Source organism: Corallococcus sp. CA054B, assembly GCF_003611625.1.
Lineage (GTDB): Bacteria > Myxococcota > Myxococcia > Myxococcales > Myxococcaceae > Corallococcus > Corallococcus coralloides.
The window spans coordinates 1-15,292 of record NZ_RAVY01000009.1 but is presented as its reverse complement, the minus strand read 5'-3'; the positions used below and the strand labels follow the sequence as shown (position 1 = coordinate 15,292).

The window sequence follows — 15,292 nt, the reverse complement described above, 5'->3', positions numbered from 1 at the left end:
GGTGGAGATGCCCGCCGCCGCGATGAGTTTCAGCGCCGCTCTCCGGCTCACTTCGTCCAAGGTCCACCTCGCGCCCGATGCCGTCGGCGCCGCCCATCCTACCTAACAGCCTGCTTCGCTCGCTGCCCGCCGCGGGACATCCGGGCCCTTCGGCTGGCATGGCCCCGCCCGGGTGCCGGGCATGTGAAGAGGGGACGCGTGGCACCTGTCGGCAAGACAGACCCGGAGTGGAACACCCTGGAGCTGCGCGCGCCCGTGGACGAGGTGCTGCGCGCCCTGGACGCCATCCGCCGGGCATGGGCCGAGGCCCGGTGGAAGCGCCGGAAGGTGACCTTCGCCGTGCTGGGAGGCATGGCCCTGTGCGCCGTGGCCGGGCCCTCGTCCCCGATGGCGAGGCGGCCCTCCCGGCTGGACTCCTGGCGCTCGGGCTGGCGGTGGTCCTGCTGTTCTACCGACTGTCCCTGCCCGAGCTGCTCCATGAGAAGTGGAAGCCCTGGTTCTCTCCGGACCGCCGACGGCGCCCGGGCACCTGCGGACCACGCACCGCGACGTGTTGTTCATGGACAGCAGATGCTGCTGAGCCTCTATCAGCTGCTCCACGTCGCCCGGCAGCCGCCGCCACCGCCGAAGGTCGTCCCCAAGCCGAAGCGCGACCGGAAGGCGAAGCGGAGCCCGAAGCGGCGGCGCGGCGGCGTTTGACCGGCCTTCGCGCGGACCCCTACGCTTCCGCGCAGGTCCGCCCGCCGGGCATCGCAGGGAGTCCACCGCCTTGGCGGTCAACGTCAGCCGCTTCCACGAATTCTTCCGCTACCAGTCCCGCGCGCCGGTGCCGGACCTGCTCAAGGACATGGAGGTCCTGTCCCAGCTGGACGCCCGCGCGGAAGGGCAGCGGCGCGCGCTGGAGTGGTCCGGGTGGTGCACCGTGATTCCGGGCGCGGTGATGGTCGTCCTGTCCTACGGCGTGTGGGCGGGCACCGTGGAGCGGGATGAAATCACCGAGGCGGGCGCCCAGCTCCTCACGGTCACGGGCGTGGTGGGCGGGGCGCTGCTCGTCGTGGGGCTCCTGCTCTTCCTGTGGCGTTACACCCTCAAGCCGCGCGACCTGGACAACCGGCGCTACGGCCTGGCCCAGGCGCTGCTCCGGCGCCTGGAGATGGACCTGGCCCCGGACGCGCCGGTGCGGCTCAAGCTGGACCTGCGCCCGCCGGACGTGCTCGACAAGCGCGTGAGGCAGGCCCTGGTAGGCTGGTGGAACACGGACTTCTTCGTCGACCCGTGGTTCATGCTGGAGACCCGCCTGGCGGACGGCGCCTTCGTGCAGATCCGCATGGTGGAGCGGGTCCAGAAGCGCGAGCGCTCCAAGACGAGCGCCAGCGGCAAGACGCGGACGAAGACCAAGCGCAAGGGCTTCGCCCAGTTGAGCGTGTCCGTGCGCGTGAAGCCGAAGCGCTACCCGGGCCTGGAGCGGCTCAAGGTGCGCGCCACAGCCGCCACGCGCCTGCCCCGCAAGGTCGAATTGGAGCGGGTGCGCGTCGCCCCGGGCCGGCTGCTGCTGCGCGCCCGGCTGTCCGACGAGTGGGTGGCTCGGGCGGAGCGTGAACCGGAGACCCGGGACGACGCATCCCGCACCGCGACGATGATGCTCCTGAGCCTCTACCAGGTGCTGGGCTACACCCGGCGGCGCGCGAAGCTACAGGCGGCGCGCGGACGCCGCAGGTCGGTTTGACCGCCCGGGAGCGGCTCCCTACGCTCACGGCCGTGTCGCTCGACCTCTCCGAATTCCAGAAGACGTACGTCTACGAAACCCGCGCTCCGGTGGCGGAGGTGCTGGCGGACCTGAAGCTCCTGGCGGAGCTGGACGCCCGGGCGGAACGCAAGCGGCGCGCGCTGTGGATCGCCGCCTGGAGCCTGATGGTCTTCAGCGTCGCCGGCTGCGGCCTCCTCTCCGCCGTGGTGGGACAGCTCTCGTTCGCGCAGCAGGACACGTGGGGGGGGATGCCGCTGGTGGTGGCCGTGGCGAGCTTCGCGACGGGCATCGCGCTCTTCGTCCTCCGCTCCCGCGCGGGCCGCACGGACCTGGACAACCGGCGCTATGGGCTGGTGGCCGCGGTGCTGAATCGCTTCCAGGTGGACCTGGACGCGAACGCGCCCGTGGACGTGAAGCTGGACCTGGCGCCGGTGGATGAGGAGCGCAAGGCCGTGGGCAAGCGCAAGCGGGGCCGGTGGGACAGCGAGGACTTCGCGGACCCGTGGCTGTCCCTGCACGGGCGCTTCGCGGACGGCACGCACCTGCACCTGTCCGTCGTGGAGCACCTGCAGAAGCGCAGGCGCACCGGCCGGGGCAGCAGCGGCAAGACGAAGACGAAGACCAAGCGCAAGGGCAAGACGCTGCTCCAGGTGGGGCTGCGCGTGAAGCCGGAGCGCTTCCCCGGGCTGGCGGATCAGCGCGCGAACGCGAAGAAGGCCGTGCGGCTGCCCCCGGAGGTCGTGCTGTCGCGGCTGGACGTGGCACGGGACCGCGTGTCGGTGCGCGCCCTGCTGGGGAAGGATGGGCGGGACTGGGTGGCGCGGAGGCCGAAGCCAGCTTCTCCCAGCGAGCCCACCGTCCTCCCACCGCATGACGCTTCACGCGTCGTGACGATGATGCTCTTGAGCCTCTACCAGGTGCTGGGCGCCACGCACCGGAAGGCCCCGGCAAGGGGCCGCTCCCAGACGGTTTGACCTGTCTGGAGGCGCCTCCTACGCTCGCTCGCGGCTCCCGCTGAACAAGGTCTTCCTCCCCGTGCCGCTCGAACCCGAAGCCTTCCAGAAGACCCAGCGCTACCAGGCGCGTGCGACCGTGGCGGAGGTGCTGGAGGACCTGCGGGCCCTGGCCCCGCCCGAGCGCGCCCCGGAGCCGCGGCCCGAGCCCGCCAGCCTCCGTGCGCGCAAGGGCAGGCGTGCCGGCATGGGGCTGCTCCTCGCTTCCGGGGTGCTCTTCGTCGCGCTCCGTCTCATGCCCTCGGGCCAGGAGGGGGTGTCCGCCCTGCTGGGCTTCCTGTGCTTCTTGACGCTGTTGGGCGGCGTCATCGTGCTCATCGTGTCCGTGGTCCATGGGCAGGTGGCATCGATGGAGATGTCGATGTCCTCGATGCGGGAGGAGCGGTTCGGGGAGTCGTACAAGGAGCAGCGGCGCCTGCTGCTGGCCACGGTGCTCCGGCGCTTCCAGGTGGACCTGGTCCAGGACGCGCCCGTGGAGGTGACGCTGGACGTGTCGACCCCGCTGGCTCCCGGCAAGCGCGTCCACCAGGGCAAGCACGGCACGTGGGACCGCGAGGACTTCGCCGACCCGTGGCTGTCGTTGCAGGGCCGCTTCGCGGACGGCACGCAGCTGCACCTGTCCGTGGTGGATCAGGTGCGGGTGCTCCGGCGCACGAAGACGCTGCCGGGCAAGGTGAGGCACCAGAACAAGCGGAGCGGGGCCAGCCTGATGACCGTCGCGCTGCGCGTGAATCCGGGGCGCCACCCCGGGCTCACGGCCCTGGAGGAGCGCGCGCGGGACGCCGTGAAGCTGCCCCCCGGTGCCCGGGTGAAGCGGGTGCGCGTGGCCGAGGACCGGGTGGAGCTGCGCGTCCTGCTGGAGGAGGGCTGGGTGGCCCGGGGCCCCAATGCGGCGGAGCCGTCCGAGGTCCTCCCAGGCAGGCCCCCGTCGCTGAACGCCCACAAGACGGATGCGTCGCGCGCCGTGACGATGATGTTCTTGAGTCTCTACCAGGTGCTCAACCACTCCAGCTCCCAGGGCCTGCCCGGGAACGTGAGGTCCGCGTCGTGAAGCTTCGTGTCCTGTTCCTCGTGGGCCTGGGAGTGCTCGGGGTTTCGGCGTGCCAGCAGGGCGGTGCCCCCGCCTCCAGCGCGCAGCCCACCCAGGCGATTCCCGCCAATGCCGCCGCTTCCGCCGCCGAGCCGAAAGACGCGGGCGCCAAGCTCAAGTTCAAGGATGGCGACGACCGCGAGCGCTTCTCGCTCAAGCCCAAGGACGACGGCGCGAAGCTCGTCGACGGCGAGGACAAGGAGGTCGCCCGCTACAAGTGGAAGGGCGGCGAGCTCAAGGTGTCCGGTCCGGACGAAACGGTGCTGGCCTATGTCACGGGCGGCCCGGACACGTTCCAGGTGAAGGACGCCGCGCGCTCGGCGCTGCGCTACACGCTGACGCGCGAGGGCTCCGGGTGGGTGCTCACGGATGACCAGGGCATGCTGCTCTACACCGTGGCGTCCGAAGGTGGCGGCGCGTCCGTGAAGGGCGCTTCTGGCGCGGAGGCGATCCACGTGAAGGTGCGCGACGGCAAGCTGTCCCTGCGCGACCCGTCCGGCAAGACGGTGCTCGCCACCAAGCAGCCGGTGTCACCGGAGGCCGCGGCGTGCCTCGGCTTCGACTCGCTGGACCTGCCCCTGCGCATGGCCCTGCTCTTCCGCCTCCAGACCCCCGCGGGCGCCGCGTCGCCCTGAGCCTTCCACGCCATGTCCCCTTCCTTCCCGTCAGACATGCCGCAGTGTCAGGAGACCTCCGGCTTCCTCTTCTCCCATCCGTGTGAGCGGGGGGCGACCACGCAGTGCATGCGCTGTCAGAAGCCCATCTGCCTGCTGCACATGCGCACGCTCGACGGTGGGGAGGTGGCCTGCGTGATGTGCGCGCGCACCGCTGACAACGGCGACGAGAACCGCGAGCTGTCCAACACCTCCGACGAGGACGACCCCAGCTACTACTACGAGGACTACGGCTACTACGGCCGCGACGCGTGGCGAGGCTCCGGGTCCTCGTCCTCGTCCTCGGGCAGCGACCCCAACGACTTCACCGAGGCCGACGGCGAGAGCGTGCGGCGCGAGGACGACGCCTCCTTCGAGGAGGACCTGGGCGGTAGCTGAGCGTGGCCGCGCGACGTCAGCACTGGCGCCTCTATGCGCTCGGCGGAGGCCTGGGGCACCTGACGCGCGCCGCGGCCCTGGCCCGCGTGGCCGTGACCCGGGGCCATGCGGTGGACCTCCTCACCAACAGCCCGTTCGCCCCCGGCCTGCCCCTGGAGTCGTGGCTGGGCCCCGGCGCCACCGTGCACCGCGTGGACGCGCGGCTGGACAAGGCCGCCACCGTGGCCGCGGTGGGCGCGTGGCTCGCGGAGTCCACGCCGGACGTGCTGGTGGTGGATACGTTTCCGCGAGGACTCGCCGGAGAGCTGGTGGCGCTGCTACCCACGGTGCGCGCGCCGCGCGTGCTGGTGCACCGCGACCTGAACCCCGTCTACGTGGAGCGCTTCGACGTGGCCCGCGCCGTGGACGCGTTCGACCTGCTCGTCGTGCCCGGTGAGGAGGCACCCTTCGCGCACCACCCGCGCGCGGTGCGGACGGCGCCGTGGCTGCTGCTGGACGCGGACGCGCTGCTGTCCCGCGAGGAGGCCCGGCGGCGGCTGGGCCTGGATGACGGGGACTCGCGGCCCGTGGTCGCGGTGATGGGCTGCGGCCGCCCGGAGGAGGTGGCGGAGGCCGGAGAAACCGTGAGCCGGCTGCGGACGTCGCTGGCCGGACATGCCGCGGTGTTGTGGCTCGTCCCCACGCCCCACGCCTCCGGGATGACGGTCTGGCCGGCGCTCCAGGTGATGCGGGGCGTGGACGTGCTGGTGGGGGCGGGCGGCTACAACACCGTGCAGGAGGCCCGGGCCACCGGGACGCCGCTGGTGGCCTGGGCCAGGCCCCGGCTCTACGACCGGCAGGCCCTGCGGTTGACGGAGACGGAGCGGGTGGGGGACGCGGGGGAGCTGGAGGCGAAGGTCGCGTCCCTGCTCCTGACGCCGGGAGGGTACGACGCGCGCCCCCCAGCCTGGCTCAACGGCGTCCACGCGGCGGTGGAGGCCATCGAGCGCGTCGCGCGCTAGTGCTTGAAGCCCTGGTGGCCGGCGACCGGCTCGATGCCGTGGGCCATGACGAAGTGGTACATCACCTGGGGGTCTTCCTTGGGGCCGCCCATCAGCTCCACCAGGAAGTGGCCCGCCTGCGGATCCGCGTCCGGATCCGGGGAGATGGAAACCTCGGTGACCTCGCGGCCCACCATCACCATCTCGCCCACCAGGGACTTGCCCTTGATGAGCTGGAGGACGTGCTGGCGCTCCTCTTCCATCAGCATCCAGTGGAAGTCGTCATGGTCGAACAGCGTCATGTCGGGAGAGCCACACCGCAGGATGCAGTTGGTGTGCTCCTGGAGCCAGCGCCAGAAGGCATCGAAGTTCAGGGTGCGGGCCGGTGGTGCGAGCAGATCCATCGGGTGACCTCATCGAGGAGAGCGGGCGCCCGAACGCCGGGGGACGCATCGGGCCGCGTGTCCGTGCTGACTAACATGGCCGGGCCTCGGGAGGCCGGCTCCTTTTGAGGGGCCGCGCCAGGAGTTGGCCTGCCAGCATCCAGGCGCGAATCCACGATATCGGACGCTTGTTGCTTTCCTTGGGAAGAGGGCAGCAACCACCTGGGTTGGCGTGGCCCGGAGGGAGGATGGGCAACCATGACGAAGCGGGACGCTGGCCGAAGGCTCGCGAGGAGGCGGCGATGAGCCTGCGCGCCTTCTTTTCCACCGTGGTGGGTGGGTTGGTCCTGCTCACCGTGGTGTCCGCCTCCCTGCTCGTGGTGCTGACGACCGCCCTGGAGCGCATGGCTTCCACGCTGAGTGAATCCGTGGAAGGCGTCCGGCAGGCCGAGGAGCTGGAGGTGGACCTGCTCGTCCACTCGCGGCTGCTGATGGCGCCGGGTGCTCCCCTGGTGGCGGACCCGTCGCGCGGGCGCTCGCCGCCCCAGCTTGAGGCCGACCTGCGCCGCCAGCTGCTGGAGATGCACGCCATCGCGTCCACCCTGGAGGAGCGCCAGACCGTGGCGGAGGTGCAGCAGCAGGTCTTCGCCTACCTGGCCGCGCAGCATGCGCCGGTCGGTCCCGGGGTGTCCCCGGCCCAGCACGAGGCGTCGGCGATGACCTCGCTGAACGCGGCGCTGAGCTCGCTGGAGCGCCTCATCCAAATCAACGTGGACCAAGCGCAGGAGGCCCGGCAGAACGCGACGAACTGGAGCGAGATGGCCGACCTGCTGGGGCTGCTGTTGGGCGTGCTGCTCCTGACGACGCTGGGCCTGGTGGTCTTCTGGCTGCGGCGCTTCGCGCTGCGCCCGGTGACGGCGCTGCGCAGCGCGATGGCCGGCTTCGGCCGGGGCGGGCGGCACCTGCGCGCGCCCGAGGAGGGCCCGCTGGAGATCCGCGACATGGCCCGCACCTTCAACGAGATGGCGGACAGCCTGACCCACCAGCAGGAGCAGCAGCTGGCGTTCCTGGCGGGCGTGGCGCACGACCTGCGCAACCCCCTGTCCGCGCTGAAACTGTCCACGGCGCTGACGGGCCGCGGAGAGGTCACCCCGGAGCGGATGCAGCGCACGCTGTCGCTGGTGCGCAGGCAGGTGGCGCGCCTGGACCAGATGGTGGGGGACCTGCTGGACGCGACCCGCATCGAGGCCGGTAAGCTGGAGCTCCAGCCGGAGGTGCGCGACACGCGCGAGCTGGCGCGCTCCGTGGTGGAGCTGTACCAGTCCAGCGACTCCGGGCACATGCTGGAGCTGGTGGTGCCGGACACCGCGGTGCTGGTGCGCGCGGACCCCTCCCGGTTGGAGCAGGTGCTGAACAACCTGGTGAGCAACGCGCTCAAGTATTCCCCTTCCGGCAGCCGCGTGGAGGTGTCCGTGCGCGGCGACGGCGAGCACGTGGTGCTGGCCGTGGCGGACCAGGGCATCGGCATGTCGCAGGAGGATCTCCAGGGGCTCTTCGTCCCGTTCCAGCGCGCGGGCAACGCGAAGCAGCGCGCCCCGGGCGTGGGGCTGGGGCTGTCGGTGTCGCGGCGGATCATCGAGGCGCACGGCGGGCGCATCGAGGTGGAGAGCCAGCCCGGCCAGGGCTCCGTGTTCCGCGTCCACCTGGCCCGGGTGTCCGCGGGTTCGCCCAGGACGCCCGTGCCCTCCGCCGAGGCGGAGCCCGCCCCAGAAGGCTCCGGAGCCGGCTCCGGCGCTGTGCACTGAAGGCCGGGGCAACCGTTGCCTGAAACGGGCCCGGATGAAGCGGAGGGATGCGCGCGGGCGGGGCAGGGCGTACCTTGCGGCCTCATGTCAGGAGCCGTCTGGATGATGAAGCGTTCTCACCGGGCCGTGCCGCTGGCCGCCGCCCTGCTGGTGCTGGGAGGGTGCGCGGGGCGCACGCAGACCGAGCCCCCCGTGTCCCCCGCCCAGCCCGTGCGGGAGGCGCCGTCCTCCGTCGTCCAGTCCCAGGAGGGGGGCTTCAGCGTGACGTTCCCCGGCCCCGTCACCGAGGAGCGCCGCGTGCAGCCCACGGACGTGGGCGAGGTGACGCTGCACACGTTCATCGCCGCGCGCACGCAGGAGGACACCGCCTACTACGTCTCCTATACGGACTTCCCGCTCGCGGCGGTGGCGCAGGTGCGCCCGCGCGACGTGGTGGACCGCGCCAGCCAGGGGGCGCTGGAGGCCCTGGGCGCGACGGCCATCACCGCGAAGACGCTGGAGCTGGAGGGCGGCTTCCCCGGCCAGGAGGTGGGGGGACTGTCCGGTCCGCGCCGCCTCCGGGGCCGCTTCTTCATGGTGGGCCCGCGCCTGTACCAGCAGCTGCTGCTGCACCCGGAGGGGCGCGCGCCGCAGGACGCGGACCGCTTCTTCGACTCGTTCCGCCTGGACCCGGTCGTGGTGGGCAAGCTGGGGCAGCGGACGACGGGCGGCTGACGGGCTTGCTCTTCAGTGCAGCGGGTGCACGAAGCGGCGCACCCCGGCGAGCAGGGCCTCGCGGTCGAAGGGCTTGGAGAGCACCTCGCGGATGGCGGGGTGGCGCTCCTCGCCGGAGCTGATGGCCATGACGGGCAGGTCCGCGAAGCGGGGCTCGCGGCGCAGGGCGTCCAGCAGCCGCCAGCTGTCCTTGCGCGGCGTCCACATGTCCACGAGCAGCAGCGCGGGGCACGGGTGCGCTTCCAGCCACGCGAGCGCCTCGTCACCGCTCTCCGCGGCGGCGACGGTGTGCCCTTCCGCGACGAGGATCTCCACGAGCGCGTCGCGCAGGTCGCTGTCGTCCTCGACGAGGAGGAGGGTGGGGGGCGCGCGGCTCATGTGCCCCGACGCATAGGGCAAGCACGCCGGGAGTGACAGGGAACATCTGCCGGGTGCGACCGGTAGCGGGGCGCGCTTCAGCGCTCGTCGAACATGGCCTGGAGCACGCGCCAGGCGAGCTTCAGCTCGGAGCCGGAGCGGCACGCGAGGAAGTCGCAGATCTCCGCCACGCCGTCGGTGCGCTCCAGGTCGAAGGAGTGGAAGAGCGTCTTGAGGGACACGTCCAGCCCCACGGACAGCTTGCCCAGCGTGTCGAGCGACGGAGAGAAGGCACCGCGCTCGATGCGGCGGATGGCGTCCACCGACAGGTCACTGCGTTCGGCGAGCGCTTCCTGCGTGAGCGAGCGGCTGTTGCGCATGCTGCGCACGTGCTCGCCAAATCGCCGGTGGAGCTTCGTCCACGTTGTGAGCCGGTTCTTCGCCATCATCGCGGCGGATAATTTGGGGCCGCGTCGCGCCATGTGAAGGGACCCTGTTCGCGGCCAGACCCTGCATTTGCACTGGGGTACGGGAAACCTGCTCTTCCCCGGGGCTGGCCGGCCTGGACGTGCGGTCCAGGACGGATTCAATGTCCGGGATGCCACGACGGGGCGGCTCGCGAGGCGGCCGAGCGTGGGGTCCAGAACATGCGTGTCCCCGGGCTTTCGTCTACGCTCGCGGACCCCATGACGGTTCTCGATGTCTCGCGCGGGCTCCGGCGGGCGGGGTTGCTCGCTCTCCTGGCAGGGGTCCTGCTCCCCGGGTGCGAGTCCCGCACACCCCCTCACCGTTTTCCCCTGAAGACGACTCTCGCGACGGACTCCGTGCCGCCCGCATCCGTGGAGGCGCAACCTTCCACGGGTGCTGAGTCCGCGGGTTCGCCCCAGGTGGTGCCCGCTTCCGCGAGCCTGCCCGCGCAGACGTCAGGCAAGGCGCGTCCGTTGGCGCGCTCCGCGTTCCGTGCGCTGCCGCCCACCACCGAGCGTGCCGGACGGCTGCATGCGCTGGCCACGCGGTTGAAGGCTCCGGGCGGCGCGGTGGAGGACCCCTGTCTGGAGACGGGTGACGCCGGCTGCGCGCGGTCCGCGCTGACGCCGTTCTTCACCGCGCTGGACGGGCTCGTGCAGGCGCCGGGGACGACGCCCACCGTCATCGCCGCGTTCGGCAACTCGCTCATCGCGGGGGACCGCATCGTGGACGTGGTCCGCGAGGAGCTGGCCGCGGGCTTCGGTGGCGCGGGCCGGGGCGTCCTTTTGGTGGACCGCATGGCCCCCTACGGCGGACGGGGGCGCACGGCCGCCGTGAGCAACGGCTGGCAGCCGCGCACGCTGGGCGAGCTGAAGGCGCCGCCGCACCCGTTCGGCATCACCGGCGTGTACCACCTGGCCACCGAGAACCGGGCCCGGGGCCGCTTCAAGCTGGAGGGCGAGCCGCGCGGGACGCTGTGGTGGAAGGACGTGAAGGGCGCGGGCCGCCTCGTCGTGTCCGTGGACGGCACGGTGCTGGCGCGCACGGAGCCGCGGGAGGACGGGGCCAGCCGCACCACGTCCTTCGACCTGCCCGCGGGCGCGAAGTGGCTGGACATCACCGCGGAGGGCAAGGGCGCCATCGTGCAGGGCGTGGTGCTCCAGAAGGACGAACCCGGCATCGTGCTGGACATGCTCGGCGTGCCGTCCGCGGATGCCACGCTGTATGGCCGGCTGGAGGAGGACGCGCTGAAGGCGCAGCTTCAGCAGCGCGATCCGAAGCTGCTGCTCTTCTTCCTGGGCGGCAATGAGTCCAAGCGCCTGGAGTGGAAGCGCACGGACCTGCCCACCGTGCGCCAGGACCTGGGCGCGCTCCTGCGCCGCGCCCGCGCCGCCGCGCCCGGCAGCGCGTGCATGGTGGTGGGCCCCATGGACGCGGTGCAGGACGGGCACGCGAAGGGCAAGCCCCTGACGCAGCGGCCGTTCCTGGAGGCCGCCATCCAGGCCGAGCGCGAGGTGGCGCTCGCCGAGGGCTGCGGCTTCTTCGACCTCTACGCGGCGATGGGCGGCGCGGGTTCACTCGCGCGCTTCAACCAGGCGGGGTTCATGCACGAGGACCTGGTGCATCCGCGCGGCCATGGATTGGACCTGCTGGGGCAATTGGTCTCGGACGCGCTGCTCGCGGGCTGGGTGAACGAGGGCGCGGTGCCGGCACCGGCGCTCACGACCTCGCGTGAAGCGGCAGTGGACACCGGTGCGAGCGGCCAGACCGCGGAGGCGGTGCCATGAAGCGGCTCTTCGTCGCGCTGTGGTTGTTGGTGCAGGCAGGGCCCGCGTTCGCGCAGACGCCCGCCGAGAAGCCCGCGTCTCCGCCGGAGTCCAGCGCGAAGGTCGCGCCGGAGCCGGACGCGAAGGCCTCCGGGTTCCCGCCGGAGGTGCAACGCGCGCTGGACGCGCTGGTGCGCGCGGACCTGAAGCAGGGCCCCACCGCGGGCCTGTCCGTGGGCGTGATGCGGGGCGGCCAGCGGTGGATGAACGGCTACGGCTACCGCGACGTGGCGAAGAAGCTGCCGGCCACGGTGCGCACCACGTACCGCATGGCGTCCATCACCAAGTCCTTCACGGCGGTGGCCGTGATGCAGCTGGCGCAGGCGGGCAAGCTGGACCTGGACGCGGACATCCACACGCTGGTGCCCGAGTACCCGGTGAAGCAGTGGCCGGTGTCGGTGCGGCAGCTGTTGGGCCACCTGGGCGGGGTGCCCACCTACGACAGCCCGAGCGCCGGCAACAACACGAAGCCGGTGACGACGAAGGAGGCCATCGGCCTGTTCGCGGACCGGCCGCTCGTGTCGGAGCCGGGCACGCGCTACCTGTACACGACGTGGGGCTTCAACCTGCTGGGCGCGGCGGTGGAGACGGCCTCCGGCCAGCCCTATCGCGAGTACCTGCGCGACCACGTCTTCGGCCCCGCGAACATGAGCCACGCGGACGTGGATGAGCTCAGCACGCGCGACGCGCAGCAGGCGGTGGGCTACCGCGTGTCGGGCGCCACGCTGAAGCCCTCGCGCTTCCTGGACGTCACCAGCCGCTTCGCGGGCGGCGGCACGCGCGCGACGGTGGAGGACCTGCTGGGCTTCGCGCGCGCGGTGCTGGACCACAAGCTGGTGACGCGCGAGACGATGGGCCGCATGCAGGCGTCGATGGTGACGCGCGACGGGCACATCACCGACTACGGCATGGGCTTCGCGACCTATCCGCTGCGGGGCCACTACATCGTGGCGCACGCGGGCGGCCAGCCGGAGACGACGACGCTGCTGGTGCTGCTGCCGGCGGAGGACACGGCCATCGCGCTCGCCACCAACGTGGAGGACGAGGCGAAGCGGCTGCGCCGGCTGTCCATCCGGTTGATGGAGACGGTGCTGGACGAGGGCGCGCCGGCCCGGGGCGGCCACTTCACGGACCCCGTGGACGCGGTCGTCTACGAGGGCATGGGGCGGCTGGCGAGCTACGGGCTCGCCTACCACGACTGGGCCACGCGCGGTCCGGGCACGCTGCCGCGGGAGACGGACCTGGCGGGGGCGTTCGCGAAGGTGTCCTTGCTCTTCGAGCGGGCGGCGATTGCCCGGGACGGCCGGGGCGCGATGGAGCGGATCCGCGGCGCGCACGAGCCGCGCGCCGAGTCGCTCTTCATCCGCGTGGGCGCGCACATGGCGGCCACGGTGGAGAAGGCGATGGGCGCGGAGCGGCTGCGCGCGTACCGGACGCAGGGCGCGGCGGGCTTCTTCGCGGACTACCTGGCGGCGTGCGAGACGCTGAAGTGTCCGGAGACGGAGCGCTTCAGCCCGTCCGTTCGGAGCGACGTGGCGCGCTTCGTCGCGGGGTGGAAGCGCGCGGAGGTGCCGGCGCTGAAGCGCACGCGCCTGGAGGCGGCGAAGGATCCGGAGCGGCTGTGGCCGTCGCTGAAGGAGGCGGCGGTGCGCGCTCCCGCCGTGCGGCCGGACTACACGGACGAGCTGCTGACGCTGGCGGACCGCGCGAAGCGGAAGCCGGTGGATCGGATGCGCTGGCTGGAGCGCGCGACGGAGCTGCATCCGGAGTCGATGGACGCGCACCTGGCGCAGGCGGTGGGGTTGCTGGAGGCGGACCGGGAGCCGGAGGCGATTCCCCACGTGCGTGAGGCGTTCGAGACGCCGGAGGGCTCGCTGGTGTTGTCGCCCACGGGTTTCCTGAAGCGGCTGCTGGACACGCGTTCGCCGAAGGTGGCGCGGGGCCTGTTGCGAGCGGCGGTGATGCTGCATCCAGACGCGCCTGAGTTGTGGGACGCGCTGGCGAAGCGCGAGCGGGCCCTGGGCGACGCGGGCGCGGCGAAGGCGGCGCTGGCCCAGGCGAAGCGAGCCCGTCAGGTCCGGGCCGCGCAGGAGGCCCGGGCTCCGAAGGCGCCGGGCGTCGTGGCCCCGGCGGGGAGCGCGCCAGCGCAGGACAAGGCCGGGAACACGTCCCCCACGGTGCCGGTGGATCCGGAGTCCTCGCCGGAGCCGTAGCGCCCGAGGTGAATCGGGCGTTCCGGGAAGGCACGGCTCCCGAGCCGTGCGAGGATGCGCGGCGATGACGCCTTCCTGTCCTTCCTGTCAGGCCCCCTTCACCCCCGGCGCGGAGACGTGCGCGCGGTGCGGGGCCTCGCTGCTGGTGGCCCCGGCTCCCGGCGGCGCCGAGCCCGTCTGCGCCGTGCACCCCGAGTGGCGCGGCGTGGCCACCTGCCCGCGCTGTGGCGCGTTCGCCTGCGCCCGCTGCCTGCGCCAGGGCCCCGAGGGCACCGTCTGCGCCACCTGCCTCGAACGTGAACCCCTGGGCCAGCTGCCCTGGGACCAGCGCGCGGAGCTGGGGACGCTCAAGGCGTTCTGGCGGACGTGCTACGGCATGTTGATGCGGCCCACGGAGACCCTCCGGGGCGTCAACCCCGACGCACCCGTGAGCAGCTCCATGGGCTTCGTGATGCTGTCGGCGATCGCCGGCTTCCTGACGACAGGCCTCGTCTACACCGCGATCATCGGCGTCATCATGGGGCTCGTCCCCGAGACGGAGACGAGCGGCGCGGATCCAAAGGACGTGAAGCTGTGGATGACCATCGGCATGGCGGCCTGGACGGTGCTCATGCCCATCGTCAGCACCGGCATGACCCTGGTGAACGCGGGCCTGGACCACCTCATCCTCCGCATGGGCGGCGTGGAGCACCGCTTCTCCGTGACCATGCGCGCGCACGCCCTCTCTCAGGCGCCCTACATCGTCGGCGTGATTCCCTTCGTCGCCGTGTACGCCGCGCCCTTCTGGGCCGTGGGCCTGCGCGCCTTCACCTACCGCACGCTGCACCGCACCAGCTGGGGCACGGCGATCGCGGGCGCGTTCCTGGCGCCCGTGCTCTCCTGCTGCCTCTGCGGCGGCGTCTACGGCGCCATCGTGTTCGCGGCCCTCAAGAGCACGGGCCAGGTCTGAGGCACGTCTCGCGCGACTAGCGCTGCCCGGTCGCCACCGTGGCCCCGTGCGGCACCAGCGACGACGGCTCCGGCCAGAAGCGCGCGCTCCGGAAGCCGTCGAAGGACGCCGCCAGGCGCCGCGAGCCCAGGTCGTAGACGCGCGCCTGCGTCTCGCCCGCGAGCATCAGCAGGTCCCCGCGCGCCATCGCCCGCACGGGGCTTTGGGCGGGCAGGGCGAGTCCCTCGGGCTCGCGCAGGTGGCCGTCCTCCGCCTCCCAGCGCACCGGCATCATCAGCGCGGTCTGCTCGCCCGCGGTCTGCCACGCGAACAGCGGACCGCCGCGCGACTCCACGCGCGCCCAGCCGCCGAACACGGCGTGCCCCCGGTCCGGCACCACCGCGTCGAGCCGGACCGCGTCCTGGCTGCCCTCGTCCAATCCCTGCGCCACCAGCGCGTCCAGGTCCCCGGCCACCGTGGAGGACACCAGCATCTCCGTGGTGGCGAGCGCGAACACCGCGTCCCAGTCACCGCGCGTGGCCACCGTCTCGATGCGCTTCCACATCCCCGCATCCAGCCGGTACGCGTGCGCGAGCCCCGCGCCCTCGTCCAGCTCCGGGATGGGGATGCGCCGGCCCTCGAAGAGGAAGACGTCGTCGCGCCGCACCAGCTCGCCCGTGTACGCGGTCAACGCCACCAGCCGCCCCACCGAATCG

General features: G+C 72.4%; 15 protein-coding genes and 1 pseudogene. 12 read left to right on the top strand and 4 right to left on the bottom strand.

Annotation, left to right across the window (positions count from 1 at the left end):
• The first annotated feature begins 198 nt into the window (after positions 1-198).
• The 7 genes from D7V80_RS41305 (at position 199) to D7V80_RS03915 (ending at position 5,903) form a co-directional block, all read left to right on the top strand.
• Positions 199-699, top strand: coding sequence for a hypothetical protein (locus D7V80_RS41305; RefSeq protein ID WP_147446979.1), 501 nt, complete (start codon positions 199-201; stop codon positions 697-699).
• A 70-nt stretch (positions 700-769) separates the two neighbouring features.
• Positions 770-1,726 carry a hypothetical protein gene (locus D7V80_RS03940; RefSeq protein ID WP_120586881.1) on the top strand — a complete coding sequence of 319 codons (957 nt, stop codon included), beginning with the start codon at positions 770-772 and terminating at the stop codon, positions 1,724-1,726.
• A gap of 32 nt (positions 1,727-1,758) precedes the next feature.
• Positions 1,759-2,721, top strand: a complete 963-nt coding sequence (locus tag D7V80_RS03935) for a hypothetical protein (protein WP_147446978.1) — start codon at positions 1,759-1,761, stop codon at positions 2,719-2,721.
• A 61-nt stretch (positions 2,722-2,782) separates the two neighbouring features.
• Positions 2,783-3,811 carry a hypothetical protein gene (locus D7V80_RS03930; protein ID WP_120586879.1) on the top strand — a complete coding sequence of 343 codons (1,029 nt, stop codon included), beginning with the start codon at positions 2,783-2,785 and terminating at the stop codon, positions 3,809-3,811.
• Positions 3,808-4,485: a hypothetical protein gene (locus D7V80_RS03925; RefSeq protein ID WP_120586878.1), complete on the top strand. Its 678-nt coding sequence runs from the start codon at positions 3,808-3,810 to the stop codon at positions 4,483-4,485. The genes D7V80_RS03930 and D7V80_RS03925 overlap by 4 nt, the downstream gene beginning before the upstream one ends.
• A 12-nt stretch (positions 4,486-4,497) precedes the next feature.
• The gene (locus tag D7V80_RS03920; RefSeq protein ID WP_120586877.1) at positions 4,498-4,902 is read left to right on the top strand and encodes a hypothetical protein; all 405 of its coding nucleotides are present in this window, start codon (positions 4,498-4,500) and stop codon (positions 4,900-4,902) included.
• A gap of 2 nt (positions 4,903-4,904) precedes the next feature.
• On the top strand, positions 4,905-5,903 hold the full coding sequence (locus D7V80_RS03915) for a hypothetical protein (RefSeq protein WP_120586876.1): 999 nt from the start codon (positions 4,905-4,907) through the stop codon (positions 5,901-5,903).
• On the opposite strand, the gene D7V80_RS03910 is transcribed toward D7V80_RS03915, so the two are convergent.
• Positions 5,900-6,286, bottom strand: coding sequence for a serine/threonine protein kinase (locus D7V80_RS03910; RefSeq protein WP_120586875.1), 387 nt, complete (start codon positions 6,284-6,286; stop codon positions 5,900-5,902). The two genes, D7V80_RS03915 and D7V80_RS03910, sit on opposite strands and share 4 nt — an antisense overlap.
• A gap of 227 nt (positions 6,287-6,513) precedes the next feature.
• Between D7V80_RS03910 and D7V80_RS03905 the strand changes: the two genes are divergently transcribed.
• Together D7V80_RS03905 and D7V80_RS03900 are read left to right on the top strand one after the other, a co-directional pair.
• Complete coding sequence (locus tag D7V80_RS03905) at positions 6,514-8,070, top strand: ATP-binding protein (RefSeq protein ID WP_370452450.1); 1,557 nt, start codon at positions 6,514-6,516, stop codon at positions 8,068-8,070.
• 102 nt (positions 8,071-8,172) lie between these two features.
• Positions 8,173-8,784, top strand: a complete 612-nt coding sequence (locus D7V80_RS03900; RefSeq protein ID WP_233585117.1) for a hypothetical protein — start codon at positions 8,173-8,175, stop codon at positions 8,782-8,784.
• A 12-nt stretch (positions 8,785-8,796) separates the two neighbouring features.
• Here D7V80_RS03900 and D7V80_RS03895 read toward each other — a convergent pair whose 3' ends face one another.
• Complete coding sequence (locus tag D7V80_RS03895) at positions 8,797-9,162, bottom strand: response regulator (RefSeq protein WP_120586874.1); 366 nt, start codon at positions 9,160-9,162, stop codon at positions 8,797-8,799.
• 77 nt (positions 9,163-9,239) lie between these two features.
• Positions 9,240-9,623 (bottom strand): helix-turn-helix domain-containing protein, encoded by a 384-nt coding sequence (locus tag D7V80_RS03890; RefSeq protein WP_199738362.1) that lies wholly within the window; start codon positions 9,621-9,623, stop codon positions 9,240-9,242.
• A 342-nt stretch (positions 9,624-9,965) separates the two neighbouring features.
• Between D7V80_RS03890 and D7V80_RS03885 the strand changes: the two genes are divergently transcribed.
• The 3 genes from D7V80_RS03885 to D7V80_RS03875 all read left to right on the top strand — a co-directional run bounded on the left by D7V80_RS03885 (position 9,966) and on the right by D7V80_RS03875 (position 14,597).
• Entirely contained in the window at positions 9,966-11,396 is a 1,431-nt protein-coding gene (locus D7V80_RS03885) for a GDSL-type esterase/lipase family protein (RefSeq protein WP_233585116.1), read from the top strand.
• Positions 11,393-13,648: a serine hydrolase domain-containing protein gene (locus tag D7V80_RS03880; RefSeq protein WP_120586871.1), complete on the top strand. Its 2,256-nt coding sequence runs from the start codon at positions 11,393-11,395 to the stop codon at positions 13,646-13,648. The genes D7V80_RS03885 and D7V80_RS03880 overlap by 4 nt, the downstream gene beginning before the upstream one ends.
• Before the next feature lie 64 nt (positions 13,649-13,712).
• Complete coding sequence (locus tag D7V80_RS03875; protein WP_120586870.1) at positions 13,713-14,597, top strand: zinc ribbon domain-containing protein; 885 nt, start codon at positions 13,713-13,715, stop codon at positions 14,595-14,597.
• 16 nt (positions 14,598-14,613) lie between these two features.
• On the opposite strand, the pseudogene D7V80_RS41655 reads toward D7V80_RS03875, so the two are convergent.
• A pseudogene (locus D7V80_RS41655) lies at positions 14,614-15,292 on the bottom strand (hypothetical protein); the annotation flags it as partial.

What these genes read in the sequence shown, in the direction of transcription:
- D7V80_RS03880 (WP_120586871.1), top strand. Translation starts at nt 11,393, where the DNA reads ATGAAGCGGCTCTTCGTCGCGCTGTGGTTGTTGGTGCAGGCAGGGCCC.
- D7V80_RS03890 (WP_199738362.1), bottom strand. Translation starts at nt 9,623, where the DNA reads ATGGCGCGACGCGGCCCCAAATTATCCGCCGCGATGATGGCGAAGAAC.
- D7V80_RS03895 (WP_120586874.1), bottom strand. Translation starts at nt 9,162, where the DNA reads ATGAGCCGCGCGCCCCCCACCCTCCTCCTCGTCGAGGACGACAGCGAC.
- D7V80_RS03920 (WP_120586877.1), top strand. Translation starts at nt 4,498, where the DNA reads ATGTCCCCTTCCTTCCCGTCAGACATGCCGCAGTGTCAGGAGACCTCC.
- D7V80_RS03875 (WP_120586870.1), top strand. Translation starts at nt 13,713, where the DNA reads ATGACGCCTTCCTGTCCTTCCTGTCAGGCCCCCTTCACCCCCGGCGCG.
- D7V80_RS03905 (WP_370452450.1), top strand. Translation starts at nt 6,514, where the DNA reads ATGGGCAACCATGACGAAGCGGGACGCTGGCCGAAGGCTCGCGAGGAG.
- D7V80_RS03910 (WP_120586875.1), bottom strand. Translation starts at nt 6,286, where the DNA reads ATGGATCTGCTCGCACCACCGGCCCGCACCCTGAACTTCGATGCCTTC.
- D7V80_RS03900 (WP_233585117.1), top strand. Translation starts at nt 8,173, where the DNA reads ATGATGAAGCGTTCTCACCGGGCCGTGCCGCTGGCCGCCGCCCTGCTG.